The 18842-nt window shown below is 71.2% G+C and carries 17 protein-coding genes; 8 read left to right on the top strand and 9 right to left on the bottom strand.

The genetic code is table 11. From position 1 onward, the window contains the following. Positions 1-315: 315 nt before the first annotated feature. From ABZT17_RS29800 to ABZT17_RS29785, 4 genes are all read left to right on the top strand, one after another. Positions 316-2238, top strand: a complete 1923-nt coding sequence (locus ABZT17_RS29800) for a hypothetical protein (RefSeq protein WP_356353185.1) — start codon at positions 316-318, stop codon at positions 2236-2238. Positions 2239-3092: 854 nt separating this feature from the next. Continuing rightward, on the top strand, positions 3093-3770 hold the full coding sequence (locus ABZT17_RS29795; RefSeq protein ID WP_356353184.1) for a hypothetical protein: 678 nt from the start codon (positions 3093-3095) through the stop codon (positions 3768-3770). A 151-nt stretch (positions 3771-3921) separates the two neighbouring features. Further along, positions 3922-5097, top strand: coding sequence for a 4-hydroxybenzoate 3-monooxygenase (locus ABZT17_RS29790; protein WP_356353183.1), 1176 nt, complete (start codon positions 3922-3924; stop codon positions 5095-5097). A gap of 147 nt (positions 5098-5244) precedes the next feature. After that, positions 5245-6132, top strand: a complete 888-nt coding sequence (locus ABZT17_RS29785) for a Bax inhibitor-1/YccA family protein (RefSeq protein ID WP_356353182.1) — start codon at positions 5245-5247, stop codon at positions 6130-6132. 86 nt (positions 6133-6218) lie between these two features. On the opposite strand, the gene ABZT17_RS29780 is transcribed toward ABZT17_RS29785, so the two are convergent. Further along, positions 6219-6449: a DUF4287 domain-containing protein gene (locus ABZT17_RS29780; RefSeq protein WP_266515704.1), complete on the bottom strand. Its 231-nt coding sequence runs from the start codon at positions 6447-6449 to the stop codon at positions 6219-6221. Positions 6450-6553: 104 nt separating this feature from the next. On the opposite strand from ABZT17_RS29780, the gene ABZT17_RS29775 reads away from it, so the two are divergent. Next, positions 6554-6865, top strand: coding sequence for a hypothetical protein (locus ABZT17_RS29775; RefSeq protein WP_356353179.1), 312 nt, complete (start codon positions 6554-6556; stop codon positions 6863-6865). Positions 6866-6868: 3 nt separating this feature from the next. On the opposite strand, the gene ABZT17_RS29770 is transcribed toward ABZT17_RS29775, so the two are convergent. The 3 genes from ABZT17_RS29770 to ABZT17_RS29760 form a co-directional block, all read right to left on the bottom strand. After that, positions 6869-7654, bottom strand: a complete 786-nt coding sequence (locus ABZT17_RS29770) for a hypothetical protein (protein ID WP_356353177.1) — start codon at positions 7652-7654, stop codon at positions 6869-6871. Positions 7655-7925: 271 nt separating this feature from the next. Then, the gene (locus tag ABZT17_RS29765; protein WP_356353175.1) at positions 7926-9143 is read right to left on the bottom strand and encodes an acetyl-CoA C-acetyltransferase; all 1218 of its coding nucleotides are present in this window, start codon (positions 9141-9143) and stop codon (positions 7926-7928) included. A 179-nt stretch (positions 9144-9322) separates the two neighbouring features. Continuing rightward, the gene (locus tag ABZT17_RS29760; protein WP_356353173.1) at positions 9323-10357 is read right to left on the bottom strand and encodes an SGNH/GDSL hydrolase family protein; all 1035 of its coding nucleotides are present in this window, start codon (positions 10355-10357) and stop codon (positions 9323-9325) included. A 149-nt stretch (positions 10358-10506) separates the two neighbouring features. On the opposite strand from ABZT17_RS29760, the gene ABZT17_RS29755 reads away from it, so the two are divergent. Beyond that, complete coding sequence (locus ABZT17_RS29755) at positions 10507-11895, top strand: cystathionine beta-synthase (RefSeq protein ID WP_356353171.1); 1389 nt, start codon at positions 10507-10509, stop codon at positions 11893-11895. Positions 11896-12262: 367 nt separating this feature from the next. Here the strand turns inward: ABZT17_RS29755 and ABZT17_RS29750 are convergent, their stop codons facing one another. The 5 genes from ABZT17_RS29750 to ABZT17_RS29730 all read right to left on the bottom strand — a co-directional run bounded on the left by ABZT17_RS29750 (position 12263) and on the right by ABZT17_RS29730 (position 16128). Beyond that, the gene (locus tag ABZT17_RS29750; RefSeq protein ID WP_356353191.1) at positions 12263-12691 is read right to left on the bottom strand and encodes a hypothetical protein; all 429 of its coding nucleotides are present in this window, start codon (positions 12689-12691) and stop codon (positions 12263-12265) included. A gap of 130 nt (positions 12692-12821) precedes the next feature. Further along, a complete protein-coding gene (locus ABZT17_RS29745) occupies positions 12822-13751 on the bottom strand; it encodes an ABC transporter substrate-binding protein (protein WP_356353169.1) in 930 nt (309 codons plus the stop codon). 31 nt (positions 13752-13782) lie between these two features. Then, positions 13783-14445 carry an ABC transporter permease gene (locus tag ABZT17_RS29740; protein ID WP_356353167.1) on the bottom strand — a complete coding sequence of 221 codons (663 nt, stop codon included), beginning with the start codon at positions 14443-14445 and terminating at the stop codon, positions 13783-13785. A gap of 1 nt (position 14446) precedes the next feature. Then, entirely contained in the window at positions 14447-15088 is a 642-nt protein-coding gene (locus ABZT17_RS29735; RefSeq protein WP_356353165.1) for an ABC transporter permease, read from the bottom strand. Beyond that, entirely contained in the window at positions 15085-16128 is a 1044-nt protein-coding gene (locus ABZT17_RS29730; RefSeq protein WP_356353163.1) for an ATP-binding cassette domain-containing protein, read from the bottom strand. Before ABZT17_RS29730 ends, ABZT17_RS29735 begins: the two co-directional genes overlap by 4 nt. Positions 16129-16269: 141 nt before the next feature. Between ABZT17_RS29730 and ABZT17_RS29725 the strand changes: the two genes are divergently transcribed. Together ABZT17_RS29725 and ABZT17_RS29720 are read left to right on the top strand one after the other, a co-directional pair. Next, the gene (locus ABZT17_RS29725; RefSeq protein WP_356353161.1) at positions 16270-17787 is read left to right on the top strand and encodes an aromatic amino acid ammonia-lyase; all 1518 of its coding nucleotides are present in this window, start codon (positions 16270-16272) and stop codon (positions 17785-17787) included. Continuing rightward, on the top strand, positions 17784-18707 hold the full coding sequence (locus tag ABZT17_RS29720; protein ID WP_356353159.1) for a MurR/RpiR family transcriptional regulator: 924 nt from the start codon (positions 17784-17786) through the stop codon (positions 18705-18707). Before ABZT17_RS29725 ends, ABZT17_RS29720 begins: the two co-directional genes overlap by 4 nt. Positions 18708-18842: the final 135 nt, after the last annotated feature.

Raw genomic sequence — 18842 nt, 5'->3', positions numbered from 1 at the left:
GCTGAAGTTCAGCTTCGGCAAGACGGTGAACGTCACCAAGCACGTCGCCAACATCTCGGCGCACAACGAGTCCGCGGCCGTCAACGACCACAGCTCGTGGTCGGACGCCGAGTCCTCGGCCTCGCAGAACATCACCGTCCAGCAGTAGCGGCAGCGCAGCTGGGACGGCCACGGGGGCGGACCGCGTAGAAGAGGGCCCGGCCCGCCCCCGCGGCCACATCTGCCACTTCGGTTCCGGGGGGAACCCGTCGCGCTTCCGGGGGGAAAGCGGCGCGGACATGGGGAAGTGGCGAGTACTCCTGGGGGGAGACACGCATGACAGTGCTCGGCAACGGCCCGGCGGCGCTGTACGACACCGGGCCCGTGCCCGGACCCGGCGGCTGGCCGGTGACCTACGAGCAGGTCGCGACCGGCCATCTGCCGGTCGTCGAACAGCCACCGCCGCCGGCGCCACGGCTGAGCGCGGGACTGCGGCTGCACGGCGAGTACCAGGGCTCGGGATTCACCGAGCCCAAGTACATCGCCCGTCGGGGGGACGGGCAGGTCGTGCAGTTGTCCCGGCTGCTGTACCTGGTGGCATCGAGCATCGACGGGCTGCGTGACGTCGAGACGATCGCCCACCGGGTCAGCGCGCGGTTCGGCCGCGAGGTCAGCGGCGAGAACGTCCGCTACCTGGTGGAGAACAAGCTCGAACCGCTCGGGGTGACGGTGCCCGAGGGGCAGGAGGGGGACGAGGTCGACGCGCCGCGTTCCGACCTGCTGCTCGCCCTCAAGGGGCACCGGATCATCTTCAACGAGAAGCGCACGGCACGGATCGCGCGGGCGCTCGCCTGGCTGCACCGGCCGTTCGTGGTCGTCGCCGTCCTGGTGTCGGCCGTGGCGATGGACGTCTGGCTGTTCGGTTTCTTCGGGGCGATCGAACCGGTCCTCCAGGTGCTCGACCAGCCGGTCCTGATCCTGATCGTGTTCGTGCTCACCGTGGCCTCCCTCGTCTTCCACGAGTTCGGTCACGCGTCGGCGTGCAAGTACGGGGGCGCGCGGCCGGGCTGCATCGGCTGCGGGCTCTTCCTGATCTGGCCGTCGATGTACACCGACGTCACCGACGTCTACCGGATCGGCCGCGGCGGGCGCATCCGCACGGACCTGGGCGGGGTGTACTTCAACGTCGTCTTCATGCTGGGGATGGCGGGGGCGTACTTCGCGACCGGGCAGGGGTTCTTCCTGGCGGCGGTCTATCTCGGGCACTTCGAGATCCTCGAACAGCTGATGCCGGCCGTGCGGCTGGACGGCTACTACATCCTCGGGGACCTCGCGGGGGTCCCGGACCTCTACGGCAAGATCAAGCCGATCCTGCTGAGCCTGTGGCCCGGTGCGAAGGGGCGGGCCGCGCGGCAGGAGGTCGCGGGGCTGAAGAAGTCGGCGCGCACGATCGTCGCCACCTGGGTGCTGACGATGGTGCCGCTGATCGTCGGTGAGCTCGGGTACGCGCTGTGGAATCTGCCGCGGATCCTGGCCACGATGACGCGGTCGCTGGCCGAGCAGGTGGTCGGCACCGGCCAGGCGTTCGCCGACGGGCAGATCGTGGCGGGGCTCGTCGGGGTGATCGGCACGGTCATGCTGCTGTGCCCGATGGCGGGGGTCATCTATCTCTCCGTGAAGATCGGCGGGCGTCTCTTCCGGGCCGCGAAACGCTCCACGAACGGCCGGCCCCGCCTCCGTATCGCCCTCTGCGCCCTGGCTCTCGTGGGCCTCACCGGGCTGAGCTACGCATGGGTCTCCGGCATCACGCCGAAGCCCCTGCCCAAGCAGCCGCCCATCGCCCCGATCCTGCAGCCCGGAGTCTCCACCGAGCCGCCGGCCCCGCAGGACGCGTCGACGCCGGGTGGTACGGGCTCACACGGCGGCGCGGGCCACAGCGGCGCCTCGCTCTCCCCGTCGGCCACGTCGGCCGGCACCGGCCCGAGCGGCGGCCCTTCGGCGGGCCCCTCGGCGAGTACGACGACGTCGGCCTCGCCGACCGCCTCGGCCCCGGCGTCGGCCAAACCGACCAAGGGCACCCAGAGCGCACCGGCGACCACCAGTCAGGGCCCGACGGACGGCCCGACCGCGTCCGCCCCGGGCACCGGAGGCGGCCCGAGCACCCCACCCACCACCCCGACCCCCACGGAAAGCACCCCACCCTCCCCGCCCCCCACCACCTCGGCCCCACCACCGAGCGGATCACCGGGGGCGTCTTGAGAACGGGCCGCGGACCCCGGGTCACCCCCGACAGACCGAACCTCGCCTTCACCCCGTGGCTGGTCACCGGGGGCGTGTGGGGGAGGGACCACGGACGCCGGGTCAGCCCCGCCAGACCGAACCTCGCCTTCACCTCGTGGCTGGTCACCGGGGGCGTGTGGGGGAGGGGCCACGGACGCCGGGTCAGCCCCGGCGGACCGGACCTCGGCTTCAGCCTCCGGCTGGTCAGCGGGGGCGTCTTGAGAACGGGGGTGTCTCGAGAACGGGGCGCGGGCGTCCGGGGGCTCCTGTCGGGCGACGGGGCCGACTGGGCGCCGGTGATCGGGAACTCCTGCCGCTCGGCGCGGCAGAGGGACTCCCCGCGAGCCCGAGGAACCCGCGACCCTGGTCGGCCGCGACGGGGTGGACGTCCCCGGAAAGGCCGGGAGGGGCGGGCAGCTCGGGGGGAGGGGCGGCCTCCGCGCCGACTGAAGCAGGTCGGCCGGGGGCGGCCGAAACCAGCCTCCTCGGAGCGACGGGGACGGTCGGCACCGGCCTCCCCGGAGCGACGGGAGCGGCGGGGGTCTGCTGAAGGGCCGAGCCGGACCGGGGTGAACGGACCCACCCCGCCCGGCCGTCGGACGGCCAGTCCCGCCTGTTCCGGCGACCTGCCCTCCGCTCCCGCCGCCGCACCACTCGCCCCGGCGCTCATGAGCCCCGAGGCGCACAACTCGCCGTAGCCCAGCACCTCCCGCCGCCGCACAACGCGACGCAGCCCAGCACCTCCCGCGGCCGCACAACTCGCCGTAGCCCCAGCACCCCCCGCCACCGCACCTCTCGCCCCCGCCACCCATTCCATCCAGCAAGGAGTTCTCTTGAGCAGTCATCGAAAGAATCGGCCGGTCAGTAATCCGTTGGCGCGTCGGGCGCTGGGGATAGGGCTGTTCGCGGCCGGAGTCGCGGGGGCCGCGACCGCTGTGCCGGCGCAGGCCGCCACCGGGGTCTCGCACGCCGCGTTCGCGTCGGACCACGTGTTCACCCACGCGGACCGGGCGCACCACACACAGGCCCGGGACTCGTTCACGGTGCGGCAGTTCGGCACCGTCAACGCGGCCACCGCGCGCAACCAGGCCAACGCCGTCTCCGCCGGATGCTCCGCGGACGACGCCTGCCGGTCCGTGGCGCTGTCGTTCCAGATCGTCACGGTCGCCGGAGAGCACGCGCACCTGAAGGCGTTGAACCTCAGTGACGCCGTCAACAAGGAGTGCACGGGCTGCCAGACCCTGGCCGGTGCCTACCAGTTCGTGGTCTCCACGCCCAGGCCGCTGCAACTGAGCGCGGACGCCCAGCGCAAGCTCGCCGACGTCCACCGCCGGCTGGACGCCCTGACCCGGTCCTCGGTGCCGGCGGCCGACCTCAGGACCCAGGCGGACGGTCTCGCCGCCGAGGTCAACGCCATCCTGAAGGACGCCGTGGCGAGCGCGCCGAAGGGCGACGTACAGCCCGACGTCACGCTCCACCGCCACCTGGACGGCTGGCCGCCGGTCCGCTGATCCGGCACGGACTCCGACCGCCGCACCAGCCCCCAGCGGTGCGGCGGTCGGCCGACACCATTGACACCGCCTGGAGGCGGGAGCAGACTCGGTCATCCGAAGATAGTGAAATAAATTTCACTATACGAACAACGTGACCGAAGGATCCGGGATGCGCACCACCGTCGGCATCATCGGAGCCGGCCCCGCCGGCCTCCTCCTCGCCCGTCTGCTCCACAACGCCGGCATCGACTCGGTCGTCCTCGAAAGCCGCGACCGCTCCTACGTCGAACACCGCCAGCGCGCCGGAATCCTCGAACAGGGCACGGTGGACGTCCTGCGCGCGGCCGGCGCCGCGGAGCGCATGGACCGCGAGGGCCTGCGCCACGACGGCATCGAGCTGCGGTACGAGAAGAAGCGCCATCGCGTCGACTTCCCGGGGCTGACCGGCGGCCGGTCCGTGATGGTGTACGCCCAGACCGAGGTGTGCAAGGACCTCATCGCCCTCCAGCTCAAGGAAGGCGGCCCGCTGCTGTTCGAGGCGGAGGCGCTGGAGGTGCTCGGGGCGGAGACCGACAACCCCTCCGTCCGGTTCCGCCACGAGGGCCGGGAGGAGGTGCTGGAGTGCGAGTACGTCGTCGGCTGCGACGGCTTCTGGGGCGTGGCCAGGAAGGCGATCCCCGCAGAACTCACCCGCGTCTTCGAGCGGACGTACCCCTTCGCCTGGCTCGGCATCCTGGCCGACGTACCGCCCTCCCACGACGAGCTCGTCTACGCCCGCCACGACCGCGGCTTCGCCCTTCTCTCCATGCGCTCCCCGTCCGTCTCCCGTCTCTACCTCCAGGTCCCCGAGGGCACGGACGCCCAGGCCTGGGGCGACGAGGAGATCTGGGACGAGCTGGAGCGCAGGTTCGAGACCGAGGACGGCTGGAAGCTGGAGCGCGGGACGATCACCCAGAAGTCCGTCACGCCCATGCGCAGTCACGTCCATGAGCCGATGCGCCACGGCCGGCTCTTCCTGGCCGGCGACGCGGCCCACATCGTGCCGCCGACCGGCGCGAAGGGCCTGAACCTGGCGGTGGGCGACGTGGTCACCTTCGCGCGCGCGGTGACCCACCGGAAGGAGACGGGCTCGGCCGAGCTGCTCGACGCCTACTCCGAGACCTGTCTGCGCCGCGTCTGGCAGGCCGAGCGGTTCTCGTACGACATGACGACGATGCTCCACCCGGCCCCGGACGCGACCCCCTTCGACGCCCGCCTCCAGCTCGCCCGTCTCGACCGGATCGCCGGCTCCCGCGCGGCCGAAACCGACCTCGCCGAGGGATACACGGGATTCCCGCTGGAGTGAGCCCCTCCGGTGAGGGGAATCACGGACCCGCGTAGCGTGTTGCGCAGCACGACGAGGGAAAGATCCTCCCCAAGCAGTAGGGTCAATCCTTTGCCTACCCATTACTCTTGAGGCCAAGGCCGCGTCGTGCGGCCATGGAGGAGTGAAATGAGGAGCAGAAACCCGGTCTTCTCGCGACGGGGGTTCAGCCGCGACAACGGCTACGCGGGCTTCAACACCGCGCCGCAGGCCGGGGGTCCCGCTGTCGGCACACAGGCCAACCCCTACGCGGGGGGCAACCCGTACGCCCAGAACCCGTACGCCCAGCAGGACCTGCAGTACGGCGCCCCGCCCCAGGCCCCGGCCACCACCGGCCGGATGACCATGGACGACGTCGTCCTGCGCACCGCGTCCACCCTCGGCACCCTGATCGTGACGGCCGCGCTCGCCTGGGCGCTGCTGCCGGTCGACGACGCCAACCTCAGCCGTTCCTACGGCATCGGTGTCGGCGCCGCGCTGGTCGGCATGGTCCTGGCGTTCGTGCAGTCCTTCAAGCGCAAGGCCTCGCCCGCGCTGATCCTGTCGTACGCCGCGTTCGAGGGTGTCTTCCTCGGCGTCGTCTCCAGCGTCGTCGACAACCGCATCGCGAGCGGCGCGGCCATGCAGGCCGTGATCGGCACGATGGCGGTCTTCGCCGGTGTGCTGGTGGCGTACAGGGCGGGCTGGATCCGCGTCAACCGCCGTTTCTACGGCTTCGTGATGGCGGCGGCGCTCGGCTTCGTGCTGCTGATGGTCGTGAACATGCTGTTCGCGGTCTTCGGCGGCGGTGACGGCCTCGGCTTCCGCAGCGGCCCGCTCGGCGTCTTCTTCGGTGTCGTCGGTGTGCTGCTCGGCGCCTGCTTCCTCGCCCTGGACTTCAAGCAGGTCGAGGACGGCATCGCGTACGGCGCGCCCAAGGAGGAGGCGTGGCTGGCCGCGTTCGGCCTCACGCTGACGCTGGTGTGGATCTACATGGAGTTCCTGCGGATCATCGCGATCCTCAACAGCAGCGACTAGCCGGCTCCAGCCGTCCGGCGGCGGTCGCGAAGGGCCTCGGGTTCGCACCCGGGGCCCTTCGGCATGTATGGGGTGTTGGTGCGCGCCTAGAGCAGTTTGCGCGCGGCCCTCCTCAGGTCGTACTCGTGGATGATCGCCTTCGCGTGGCCGTACGCGAGGTTGTGCTCGTGGCGGAGCCAGCTGACCTTCTCCTCGAAGCGGAAGAGAGCGGGGCCTTCTTCGACGGTGCGCAGCCAGTCGGACACTTCACGACCGGTGCAATGGGGGATGCGGGCGAGCATGTTGCGGTGGGTCTCCTCGGAGAGGACGTGGGACATCGGCGCCTCCGGACGCAAAGGGGATGTAAGCCGGTCCTTCAGGTCACCGTGCCTGAGCGTTCGCCTGTTGGCAACAGTCCTGCGGCGGCGCGTACGCTCGTTCCGTGGTTGATACGACGCCCTTGACGCGAGCCGTGGATCACTTCGCCGACCGTTTGAGGGCGGCGCCGCAGAGCCGACTGCAACGCGGGGCGGCCTCGGAGGCCCTTGAACTGGCCAGGGAAATGGCCCGCCGGGCGCAGGTGCTGGAGGAGCCCGGGACGGATCCACGGCAGATGCCGGACGCGGGGATGTTCGCGGCGGCCGACCAAATCACCGTGGCCGTACATGACTTGGCCCTCGTCCTCACGGACGAGGGCCAGGTCGAGGAAGTGATGGAACTGATCGCACAGGCACAGCGGCGCGCCGGTGTGTGATCGCTACAGGGACGCTATGACCCTGTCCGCCAGGATGTAGACGTTCTCCTCGCCGCACTCGAACGTCAGCGTGTACGCGCCCGAGATCCCGGAACCGCCCAGCAGGACCGGGGTCTCACCGGCGCGCAGGGCCGCGGCCAGACGCTCCGCGGTCTCACGGTGACCCGGGGTCATGCACAACGTGGTGCCGTCGGCGAAGACGTAGACGTCGAGGGTGCCGAGCGGGCCCGGGCGGACGTCGGCCAGTTCGACACGGGACGCGGCGAGTTCCTCCAGCGTGGCCACCGTGCGCTCATGGTCGTTCGCGACCGGTGACTGGACCGGTACGAAGTCCGGGTGCGAGGGGTGCCGGCGGCGGGCCGCGGCCAGTTCGGGGGAGTCCCCGGCGAACTCGTCGGCGTCCGCGGAGGGCTCGGTCACCGGCTCCAGCGGCTCCAGGCCGACGAAGTCGCTCTGCCGGGGCAGGAACAGCTCACTGTCCGGCAGCCCGAGCAGCGAGGGCGCGTCGGAGACGTCACGCGCCTCCTGGGCGGCCCAGAAGGCCCGCGCCTCGGCCAGTTCACGCTCGCGCTCCTCGGCGAGCGCCTCGGCGACCGCTGCGCGTATCTGGTCGGCCTCGGTGGAGAGCCGGGCGGCCGGCACGAAACCGTGCGGGACGCGCTGCTCGGCGAGCTGGGTGTGCAGGGCGGCGACCTCACGGCGCAGCACCATGAGGGTGCGCAGGACGGCGACGCCCACGGCGCCCGTGGCGGCCGTGATGAGCAGCAAGGCGATCGGCATGGCGCTCACTGACGTACTCCCGGTTCAAAGTCGACCCCCGACTTCCTACATCAGCTTGAAGGGTGGACTAACCAGCTGTCAGTGCGTAACGTCACGAAACGGACAGGAATTTGGGCCCGGAGTTTAGTGGTGCAACGCCACTGACCTGCGCAGATACCTCCCGTAAGGGAGATAGGTCACATCCTGGGGGAGATTGGATCACAAATCGGCCCGGAGCGCGGGGGTTTCCCCGACTCCGGGCCACAGGCTCACGGTTGGTGCTCCGACGGTTACGGAGTGCTCAGCTGAGGCGCTCGATGACCATCGCCATGCCCTGGCCGCCGCCGACGCACATCGTCTCCAGGCCGAACTGCTTGTCGTGGAACTGGAGGGAGTTGATGAGCGTGCCGGTGATGCGGGCGCCGGTCATGCCGAAGGGGTGGCCGACGGCGATGGCGCCACCGTTCACGTTCAGCTTCTCCAGCGGGATGTTCAGGTCCCGGTAGGAGGGGATCACCTGGGCGGCGAACGCCTCGTTGATCTCGACCAGGTCGATGTCGTCGATGGTGAGGCCGGCCAGGCGCAGGGCGCGCTGCGAGGCCTCCACCGGGCCGAGGCCCATGATCTCGGGGGAGAGGCCCGAGACACCGGTCGACACGATGCGGGCGAGCGGGGTCAGGCCCAGCTCGCGGGCCTTGGTGTCGCTCATGATGACGACCGCGGCGGCGCCGTCGTTCAGCGGGCAGCAGTTGCCGGCCGTGACCAGGCCGTCGGGGCGGAAGACGGGCTTGAGGCCCGCGACGCCCTCCAGGGTGACGCCGGCGCGGGGGCCGTCGTCCTTGCTGACGACCGTGCCGTCGGGCAGCGTCACCGGGGTGATCTCGCGCTCCCAGAAGCCGTTCTTGATGGCTTCCTCGGCGAGGTTCTGCGACCGCACGCCGAACTCGTCCATGTCCTGGCGGGTGACGCCCTTGAGCCGGGCCAGGTTCTCCGCGGTCTGCCCCATCGCGATGTAGGGGTCGGGGAGCAGGCCGTCCTCACGCGGGTCGTGCCAGGTGGAGCCCTCGGAGGCGGCCGTGGCGGCGGTACGGGCCTCGGCCTCGCCGAAGAGGGGGTTGCGGCCGCTGGGCATGTCCGAGCTGCCGTTGGCGTAGCGGGAGACCATCTCGACACCGGCCGAGATGAAGACGTCGCCCTCGCCGGCCTTGATGGCGTGCAGGGCCATCCGGCTCGTCTGGAGCGACGAGGAACAGTAACGGGTGATGGTGCAGCCCGGCAGGTGGTCCATGCCCATCTGCACGGCGACGATCCGGCCGAGGTTGTGGCCCTGCTCGCCGCCGGGCAGACCGCAGCCGAGGTGCAGGTCGTCGATGTCGCGCGGGTCCAGCTCGGGGACCTTGGCGAGGGCGGCCTGGATGATCGTGGCCGTCAGGTCGTCGGGGCGCAGGTCCTTCAGAGAGCCCTTGACGGCGCGGCCGATGGGGGAGCGGGCGGTCGAGACGATCACGGCTTCGGGCATCACGGCTCCAGATAAGAAGGGGCGGCGCGCAGCGCCTCGTTGAGGGGCGGCGGTCGGGTGGCGGGTGGGAGTACGGGATTTCTCCGGGCAGGGCTGGTTGGGAAGTTACCCGTACGTATGGTCAGGGTCACGTGTACGGCGGTGTGACCCTGACCTCAAATGTCTAAGCGCTTGCTTTTTTACGGTGCCGGAGAGATCGGGGACGGGGTGGCCGGCGTCGGCTCGGGCACCCGCCGCCTCCGCCGCCGCTTGAGAAGTGCCCAGGGCCCTCGCGGGCCGGTCGGCATCGCGGCGGTGACCTCGGTGCCGGGCTCGGACGCCGCCTCCACGGCCGCCCTGGCCACCGGCAGGAAGCCCTCGCGGCGGGAGACGTCCGGGCGTTCCTCCTCCGCCGGCCACAGGCCCAGGGCCGCGCAGACCGTCGGGAGGACCGCCATCGCGGCCGTGGCGTAGCCCTCCGCCGAGGGGTGGTAGTTGTCGGGGCCGAAGAGCTCGCGGGGGTTGGCCTCGAACTCCGGGCCCAGCAGATCGCCCAGGGACACGGTGCGGCCCCCCTGTTCGACCGTGCCGATGGTCTGGGCCGCCGCCAGCTGCCGGGAGGCCCGGCGGGCCAGCCAGCGCAGGGGCTGCTGCACCCGCTCCACCGTGCCCAGGTCGGGACAGGTGCCGACGACCACCTCCGCGCCGGCCGTACGCAGCCGCCGTACCGCCGCCGAGAGATGACGCACCGAGCGGGTGGCCGGCATGCGGTGGGTGACGTCGTTGGCGCCGACCATGATCACGCAGACGTCCGGCAGCAGGGCGGGGTTGGCCAGCACCAGGGCCACCTGGCGGTCCAGGTCGTCGGAGGTGGCGCCGGGCAGGGCCACGTTGTGCAGCTGCACCGGCCGCTCCGCCACCGCCGACAGGCCCGAGGCGAGCAGCGCGCCCGGCGTCTGGCTCGCCCGGTGCACACCCTGGCCGGCCGCCGTCGAGTCACCGAGCATGGTCAGCCGCAGCGGGGGTTCGTCGGGGACGGTGTACGCCGTGCCGTAGAGACCGTCCGCCACCGGCACCCGCCCGCCGGAACCGTTGCCCACGTGCCGCTTGGCCAGCTGCACCTCGGCCAGCAGCAGGCCGACGGCGGCCGCACCGGCCAGCCCCACCCCACCGCCGCCGTACGCGGCACCGGCCGCGATGCGCCGGGCCACCCGCGCCCTCGACATGCTCGTCATACGTCGCCGCCACCTCCGTCCTTGCCGTACATCCACTCCTTGCCCCGTACAGACCGTTCGCCAATCTCAACGAGGAGTGCACGACCTTTCTGGGCCGTACCCTGGCGGAACCACTACGACCACTTCTTTTGCAGCATCCGGAGACAACGGTGCAATTCCACGACTCGATGATCAGCCTCGTCGGCAACACCCCGCTGGTGAGGCTCAACAGCGTGACCAGGGGCATCAAGGCGACCGTCCTGGCCAAGGTCGAGTACTTCAACCCGGGCGGCTCCGTGAAGGACCGCATCGCCCTGCGCATGATCGAGGCGGCCGAGGAGAGCGGCGCGCTCAAGCCCGGCGGCACGATCGTCGAGCCGACCAGCGGGAACACCGGCGTCGGGCTGGCCATCGTGGCCCAGCAGAAGGGGTACAAGTGCATCTTCGTGTGCCCCGACAAGGTGAGCACCGACAAGATCAACGTGCTGCGGGCCTACGGCGCCGAGGTCGTCGTCTGCCCGACCGCCGTCGACCCCGAGCACCCGGACTCGTACTACAACGTCTCCGACCGGCTGGTGCGCGAGACGCCGGGCGCGTGGAAGCCCGACCAGTACTCCAACCCCAACAACCCCCTCTCCCACTATCACTCGACCGGCCCCGAGCTGTGGGAGCAGACCGAGGGGAGGATCACCCACTTCGTGGCGGGTGTGGGCACGGGCGGGACCATCTCCGGCACCGGCCGGTACCTGAAGGACGCCAGCGACGGCAAGGTCCAGGTCGTCGGCGCCGACCCCGAGGGCTCCGTCTACTCCGGCGGCTCCGGGCGGCCGTATCTCGTCGAGGGCGTCGGTGAGGACTTCTGGCCGACGGCGTACGACCGCACGGTCGCGGACGAGATCGTCGCCGTCTCCGACAAGGACTCCTTCCAGATGACCCGGCGCCTCGCCAAGGAGGAGGGCCTGCTGGTCGGCGGCTCCTGCGGTATGGCGGTCGTGGCGGCGCTGCGGGTCGCCGAGCGGCTCGACGAGAACGGCGTGGTGGTCGTACTGCTGCCCGACAGCGGACGCGGCTACCTCTCCAAGATCTTCAACGACGAGTGGATGGCCGACTACGGCTTCCTCGAGGACGAGGGTCCCAGCGCGCGCGTCGCCGACGTCCTCAGCGACAAGGTGCACGGCGCCATCCCGTCGCTCGTCCACATGCACCCGGACGAGACCGTCGGCCAGGCCATCGAGGTGCTGCGCGAGTACGGCGTCTCGCAGATGCCGATCGTGAAGCCGGGCGCCGGTCACCCGGACGTGATGGCGGCGGAGGTCGTCGGCTCGGTCGTCGAACGGGAGCTGCTCGACGCCCTGTTCACCCAGCGGGCCTCTCTCACCGACCCCCTGGAGAAGCACATGTCGGCCCCGCTGCCGCAGGTCGGCTCCGGTGAGCCGGTCGGCGACCTGATGTCGGTGCTGGGCCGTGCGGACGCGGCGATCGTCCTGGTCGAGGGCAAGCCGACCGGGGTGGTCAGCCGGCAGGACCTGCTGGCCTTCCTCGCCAAGAGCGGGAAGTAGCGGGAAACCTGCGGTGAAGGGCCGGTGCGGGAGGCGAACTTGCGTTTGCCCACCGAATCGGTGGACTTCGTCGAAGTGGTACGAGCGTGTCACGTCCACGCAGCACACGCTTAACACGGGTCCGGCACATTAGTGGGTGTCGGCAGGGCGGGAGCGGCTCCCCGCCCCAGCCGGCACCGAACGTCCAAGGACCTCCGGAGCGGCTCCCGGACCTCCATGGACGCCGGACGTGAGACCTGGCCCTGACCCGGTCCATGTCCCTCGCGGGGACCGCCGTCGTCCCGCCCCCCGGCAACGGGGGTGCGGCGGTCCCCGCGCACATCTCTTTCCGGGACCGACTTCTCCTCCGGCACCCCCCGACCGGGCGTCAGTCCTCCCAGCGGTCCTCGTTCTTCCGGTCGCGCCGGCGGTGGCCGAAGAGGCCCGGGTTGGTGCGGGCGGCCTGGGCGAAGTTGACGCCCACGATGCCGGCCCACGCGGCGAGCAGGCCGGGGAAGTGGGCGATACCGCCGCCGATCGCGGAGAGCGGGATGGCCAGGACCAGGGAGACGACGCCGAAGCCGAAGCGCTCGCCCCAGGAGTCCGTGGCCTTCGGCGCCCGTGAGCCCCGGGCCACCACCATCTGCTGCTCGGCCATCTGCCGCCGCACCCGGCGCTCGACCGTCCCGTCGATACGCTGGTCGACCTTCTCCAGGAACGAGTCGACCAGTGCGGACTCGTACTCCTCACCCAGCTCCCTGCGCGCCTGCAGGGTGGCGTTGAGCTCCTTCTTGAGCTCGGCGTCGCGCGCGTCCATACCGATCTCCGTCCCCGTCCCCATTCCTGTCATGGGACACCACGGTAGGCAGCGGGAGCGGCGGCCGCACTGGGGATAGCCCCCCTGTCGATGAGGGGGTTCACCGCGCGGCCCCCGAGGGGGCGGGAGGTCAGGCGAGCCCGTGCTGCTTCGCGTAGGCGTTCGCCACGTCCTCGGGGTCCTTCTTGTCGTTGTCGACCAGGCTGTTGAGCTGGGTGAGCTGCTCGGTGGTGAGGACGTTGCCGAGCCTGGCGAGGGCCTTGCGGACGGTGTCGTCGGCCTTGCGGTCGGCGATGAGCGGGACGATGTGCTGGCTGGGGATGAGGTTCTTGGGGTCGGTCAGCACCACCCAGCCGTTGGCCGCGATGTCGGTGTCGGTGGTGAAGAGGTTCGCCACGTCCACATCGCCCTTCTTCAGGGCGCCCTTGACCAGCGGCCCGTCCGAGTCGAGCGACTTGAACTCCTTGAACTCGACGCCGTACACGTCCTTCAGCCCGACCGCGCCCACCCGGCGCTTCTTCACCTCGGGCGCGGCGCCGATGACCAGCCTGCCGTTCTGCTTGGCGAGGTCGGCGAGGGTGGTCAGGCCGTACTTCCGCGCGGTCGCCCGGGTGACGACGAAGCAGTCGGAGTCGGCCGCCTGGCCGTAGGGCAGCACCTGGAGGCCGCCGGGCATCGCCAGGGTGAGGGCGTTCTGCATGGTGCCGGGCTCGGAGGAGTTGTCCTTCGGGGCCAGGTAGTTGAGCAGGGCGCCCTGGTACTCGGGCAGCAGGTCGATGTCGCCGCCCCTGAGGGCCGGGATCACGATCTCGCGGGTGCCGAGGTTGGGGCGGACCTTCACCTTCACCCCGGCCTGCTTCAGGACGGCCGCGTAGAGGTAGCCGAGGACCTGGTTCTCGGTGAAGTTGGCGGTGCCGATGGTGAGCCCGCCCTTGCTGGAGCCGCCGCCACCGGAGGCGGAGCCCTGGCTGTCGAGCGAGGTGATGCCGCTCGCGCAGGCGGAGAGCGCGGGGACGGACGCGGCCGCGAACAGGCCGCCGAGGAGGGTACGTCGGTTCATCAGGGGTTCCCTAAGCGGTAGTCCGGGTGCCTCAGGCGGCGCGATGGCGGAAGAGGAGGCGCTGGAGGGTGGAGAGCAGCAGATCGAGGGCCACGGCGACCACGGCGACCAGCACCGCGCCGCCCAGGACCTGCACGAGGTCGCGCTGGGCGAGGCCGTCGAAGACATAGCGGCCGAGGCCGCCGAAGGAGACGTACGCGGCGATGGTCGCCGTGGCGACGACCTGGATGAGCGCCAGGCGCAGGCCCGTCATGATCAGGGGGAGCGCGAGCGGCAACTCGACCTGGAACAGGACCTGGTGGCCCCGCATGCCCTGGCCGCGCGCCGCGTCCTTCACCTCCGGGTCGACGGCGGTCATGCCGGCGTAGGTGTTGGTGACGATCGCCGGGACCGCGAGGGCGACGAGGGCGACGTAGACCGGGAGCATGGACAGCCCGCCGGCCAGGAAGACCAGGACGACCAGACCCACGGTCGGCAGCGCGCGCCCGAAGGACGAGAGGTTGATGGCGAGGAACGCGCCCTTGCCGGTGTGACCGATCAGCAGCCCGACGGGCAGGCCGATCGCGGCGGCGATGAGGGTCGCGAGCAGCGAGTACTGGAGGTGCTCGGCGAGGCGGTGGGCGATGCCGTCCGAGCCGGCCCAGCTCGCGCCGCTGGTCAGCCATGTGCCGAGGTTCTTGAAGAGTTCGAACATGTCAGACTCGCCTCCTGCGCCAGGGGGTCAGCACGTACTGGAGGGCGACCAGGAGCGCGTCCGCGACCACCGCGAGGAGGATCGTGAGCACCACGCCGACGATCACCGGGGTGGGGAAGTCGCGCTGGAAGCCGTCGGTGAAGAGCTGGCCGAGGCCGCCGTCGCCGATGTAGGTGGCGACCGAGACCAGCGAGATCGACATGACGGTGGCGATCCGGACGCCCGCCATGATCACGGGGAGCGCGAGCGGGAACTCGACGGTGAGCAGGGTGCGCAGGGGGCGGGTGCCCATCGCCTTGGCCGCCTCCTTGGTCTTCGCTGGGACCGAGTCGAGGCCCTCGACCGTGTTCCGCAGCAGGACGACCAGCGTGTAGACCGTCAGGCCGATGACCGTGGTGGTGCGGGTCAGTCCGCTGACCGGCAGCAGCAGTACGAAGATCGCGATCGAGGGGATCGTGAACAGGACGTTCGAGAGGCCGAGCAGGAAGCCGCGCAGGGGGCGGACCCGGTGGGCGACCACGGCGAGCGGGAGCGAGATCAGCAGGCCGAAGAAGACGGCGGTCAGGGCGGCCTGGAGATGGGAGAGGGTGAGGGAGGTCAGATCGTCGGTGTGGTCGCCTATCCACGACCAGTCGATGGTCATGCGGCCACCCGCGCTTCCGTGTGCGCCTGGCCGGCGTGCAGGTGGATGTCGTCGCGGGAGGTCACGCCGGTGAGGACACCGTCCGCGTCGACGCGGGCCACCAGTCCGGTGGGAGAGGCGAGCGACTCGTCGAGGGCCGCCAGCAGCGAGTCGCCGTCCTTCAGCGGCCGTACGGGGATCTCGGCGTCCCGCGTGTCCTTCGGCGCCCAGTGCAGGGGCCTGCGTGCCTCGTCGAGTACGAGGGTCCAGGCGCCGCCCTCCGGGGCCGCCCCCTGCGGGACGGCCGCGAGGGTCTTCAGCGAGAGCAGCTTCAGACCGCGCTCGGCGCCGAGGAAGTCGGCCACGAAGTCGTCGGCCGGGCGGGCGAGCAGCTCGGCGGGTGCGGCGCACTGCACCAGATGGCCGCCGGTGCGGAAGATCGCGATCTGGTCGCCGAGGCGGACGGCCTCGTCGACGTCGTGCGTGACGAAGACGATGGTCTTGCTCAACTCCTTCTGGAGCCGCAGCAGTTCGTCCTGGAGCTGGGTGCGCACCACGGGGTCGACCGCACCGAAAGGCTCGTCCATGAGGAGCACCGGCGGGTCGGCGGCGAGCGCGCGGGCCACGCCGACGCGCTGCTGCTGGCCGCCGGAGAGCTGGTGGGGATAGCGCCTGCCGGCGTCGGCGGTGAGGCCGACGGTCTCCAGGAGTTCGGCCGCCCGTGCCCGTGCCCTGCGGCGGCCGTGGCCGAGGAGGAGCGGCACGGTGGCGATGTTGTCGAGCACCGTGCGGTGCGGGAACAGGCCCGCCTGCTGGATGACGTAACCGATGGAACGGCGCAGCTCGGCCGCGTCCTGCCGCGTGACGTCCTTGCCGCCGACCTTGATCGTGCCGGAGGTCGGCTCGATCATACGATTGATCATCCGCAGGGTGGTCGTCTTGCCGCAACCGGAGGATCCGACGAGGACGGTCACACCGCCTTCCGGCATCTCCAGGGAGAGGTCGTGGACTGCTGTCGTGCCGTTGGGGAAGCGCTTGTGGACCGCATCGAACTGGATCATGAGTTGTCCCTTGCCCGGCTGTATAACGTCATGCAGAGTTCTTGGTAGCTGAATAGGTTGTCAACGGTTCGGTGTTAATCCGAGGTAACGGATGACCGTAGAGCAAGATCGAGTGTCCGGATTGAGGAGGTTTTGGGCTTGATGTCGTCTCGAATCGTGGACACGTCGAAAGCCGCGTCCGTCGGACACACCGGGCTGGTGGTCCTCGACGGGATCGGACTCGGGATCGCGGACGTGGTCCGCCTCGCCGACGGGAGCGCGCGACCCGTCCCCGGGACCGATGCCATGAAGCGGGTGAACGAGTCCTGGGACGCCGCCCGGCAGATCGCCGCCACCGGACGCGTCTACGGCCGCTCGACCGGCGTCGGCGCCAACCGGAACGAGGACGTGCCCACCGAGGCGGCCGCCGAGCACGGGCTGCGCCTGCTCCGCAGCCACGCCGGCGCCATCGGCGACGAGCTCCCGGCCCGCCAGGTCCGCGCGATGCTCGCCGTACGCGCCAACCAGCTCCTGGCGGGCGGCGCGGGCCTGAGGCCGACCGTCGTCACGGCCCTGTGCGAGGCGCTGGAGAGCGGCGCGTACCCGGTCGTCAACGAGTTCGGCTCGGTGGGTACGGGCGACATCGCCGCGCTGGCCCAGGTGGGGCTGGCGCTGGCCGGGGAGCACCCCTGGAAGGAGCCCGGCGCCCCCGAGCCCCAGCCCCTCGACAACAACGACGCGCTCGCCTTCATCAGCAGCAACGCCCTCACCCTCGGCCAGGCCGCGCTCGCCCTGCACGAGCTGCGCGGCCTGGTGGAGGCCACCCAGGTCGTCGGCGCCCTCTCGCTGCTCGCCGTCGACGGCTCGCACGAGGCGTACGCCGCCCCCGTGCACGCCGCCCGGCCGCACCGCGGAAGCGCCCGGGTCGCCCGGCGGATGCGGGAGCTGATCGGTGCCGACGAGCGGCCCACCCCACCGCTCGGACGCATCCAGGACCCGTACGGCTTCCGGTGTCTGCCCCAGATCCACGGCCCGGCGCACGACGCGGCAGACGCCCTGGAGGAGGTGCTGGCGGTCGAGATCAACGCCGCCGCCGAGAACCCCCTCATCTCACCCGAGGACATGGCCGCGTACCACCACGGCGGCTTCTACCAGGCCCAACTCGCCCTCGCCCTGGACCACTTCCGGCTGTCGCTCGTGCAGGTGGCCCGGCTGTCGACCTCCCGTCTGTCCACCCTCAACGAGCCGGCCTTCACCCGCCTGCGCCCCTTCCTGGCCAACGAGGAGCCGGCCGCCTCCGGCGTGATGATCCTCGAGTACGCCGCCGGGGCCGCCCTCGGCGACCTGCGGGCCTTCTCCGCCCCCGCGTCGCTCGGCCACGCTGTACTCTCCCGGGGCGTCGAGGAACAGGCCAGCTTCGCCTCGCTCGCCGCACGGCAGACACTGCGCGCCTGCCGTGCGTACCGTCTCGTCGTCGGCTGCGAACTCGTCGCCGCCGTACGGGCGCTGCACCAGCGTGACCTCAGGCCCGATCCGGAGCTTCCGGTGGGCCGGGCGCTGGAGCTCGCCGAGTCGGTGCTGGCGCGGGACCAGGCCGACCGGCCGCTCACACAGGACGTGACGGCGGCGGCCGGGCTGCTGGACCGGTTCACGGACATCTGGAGGGGGAGCGGGGCATGAGCGTGGAGAGGAGCACGGATGTGAGCGCCGGCGTGGGCACGGGCGAGGGCAACGGTGTGGGCGACGACGGTACGGGCACCGGGGTGCCCGACAGCCCGGCCGCCCGGCTGCAGGCGCTCTTCGAGGGGCACCGGCTGACACCGACCCAGCGGCGCATCGCGCACAGCATGGTGCGCAAGGCCGCCGACGTGCCGTTCCTCTCCAGCGTGGAGCTGGCCGAGCTGGCCGGGGTCAGCCAGCCCTCCGTCACCCGCTTCGCCGTCGCCCTCGGCTTCGACGGCTACCCCGCCCTGCGCAAGCACCTGCGCGAGGTCGCGCCCAGCGAGCAGAGCGCCGAGCCGGGCTCGTACAACGAGTACCAGCAGGCCGTCGAGGCCGAGATCGAGAATCTGCGGCACCTGGCGGAGCTGCTGGCCGACCCGCGGCCCGTGCGGCGGGCCGGGCGGCTGCTGGCCGCCTCCCGGCCGCTGCCCGTGCTGGGGCTGCGCGCCGCCGCCTCCCAGGCCTACGGCTTCGCCTACTTCGCCGCCAAGGTCCACCCGGACGTCCGGCTGCTCAACGAGGGCGGCACGATGATCCAGGACCGGATCGAGGCCGCCGTGCGCGCCGGGGCCACCGCCCTGCTGTGCTTCGCGCTGCCCCGGCACCCGCGCGAGGTGGTGGACACCCTGGCCTTCGCGAAGGAGGCGGGCCTGACGGTGGTGACCGTGGCGGACTCCGCGTTCGCGCCGGTCGCCAAGGTGTCGGACCTCCTGCTGCCCGCCGCCGTCGGCACCGGTCTCGCCTTCGACACCGCCTGCGCGCCGATGCTGCTGGGCCGTGTCCTGCTGGAGGCGATGTGCGACGACCTGCCGGACGCACAGGCCCGGCTGGAGGAGTTCGACGCCCGGGCGGCGGCGCGCGGGCTGTTCGTGGAGTAGGGACCGGCAACGGCGTCTTTGCGAGGCGGTCGTCCCGGGCGGCCGTTTTCAGATCCCTCTCACGTTTGCTGGTTAGCGTGCGTCTCACGGATGCCGTACCGAGGTGAGACGGGAGGACGGACGTGGCACGCGCAG

The organism is Streptomyces sp. NPDC005648 (genome assembly GCF_040605395.1).
In the GTDB taxonomy this organism is placed as follows: Bacteria; Actinomycetota; Actinomycetes; order Streptomycetales; family Streptomycetaceae; genus Streptomyces.
The sequence above is the reverse complement of the archived record's forward strand: the minus strand, read 5'-3'. Positions and strand labels throughout refer to the sequence as shown.

Bases quoted from the DNA above. Each gene is read 5' to 3' on its own strand.
- ABZT17_RS29735 (WP_356353165.1), bottom strand. From the start codon at position 15,088: ATGACCATCGACTGGTCGTGGATAGGCGACCACACCGACGATCTGACC.
- ABZT17_RS29740 (WP_356353167.1), bottom strand. From the start codon at position 14,445: ATGTTCGAACTCTTCAAGAACCTCGGCACATGGCTGACCAGCGGCGCG.
- ABZT17_RS29725 (WP_356353161.1), top strand. From the start codon at position 16,270: ATGTCGTCTCGAATCGTGGACACGTCGAAAGCCGCGTCCGTCGGACAC.
- ABZT17_RS29750 (WP_356353191.1), bottom strand. From the start codon at position 12,691: ATGGACGCGCGCGACGCCGAGCTCAAGAAGGAGCTCAACGCCACCCTG.
- ABZT17_RS29745 (WP_356353169.1), bottom strand. From the start codon at position 13,751: ATGAACCGACGTACCCTCCTCGGCGGCCTGTTCGCGGCCGCGTCCGTC.
- ABZT17_RS29730 (WP_356353163.1), bottom strand. From the start codon at position 16,128: ATGATCCAGTTCGATGCGGTCCACAAGCGCTTCCCCAACGGCACGACA.
- ABZT17_RS29800 (WP_356353185.1), top strand. From the start codon at position 316: ATGACAGTGCTCGGCAACGGCCCGGCGGCGCTGTACGACACCGGGCCC.
- ABZT17_RS29720 (WP_356353159.1), top strand. From the start codon at position 17,784: ATGAGCGTGGAGAGGAGCACGGATGTGAGCGCCGGCGTGGGCACGGGC.
- ABZT17_RS29785 (WP_356353182.1), top strand. From the start codon at position 5,245: ATGAGGAGCAGAAACCCGGTCTTCTCGCGACGGGGGTTCAGCCGCGAC.
- ABZT17_RS29765 (WP_356353175.1), bottom strand. From the start codon at position 9,143: ATGCCCGAAGCCGTGATCGTCTCGACCGCCCGCTCCCCCATCGGCCGC.
- ABZT17_RS29760 (WP_356353173.1), bottom strand. From the start codon at position 10,357: ATGACGAGCATGTCGAGGGCGCGGGTGGCCCGGCGCATCGCGGCCGGT.
- ABZT17_RS29790 (WP_356353183.1), top strand. From the start codon at position 3,922: ATGCGCACCACCGTCGGCATCATCGGAGCCGGCCCCGCCGGCCTCCTC.
- ABZT17_RS29780 (WP_266515704.1), bottom strand. From the start codon at position 6,449: ATGTCCCACGTCCTCTCCGAGGAGACCCACCGCAACATGCTCGCCCGC.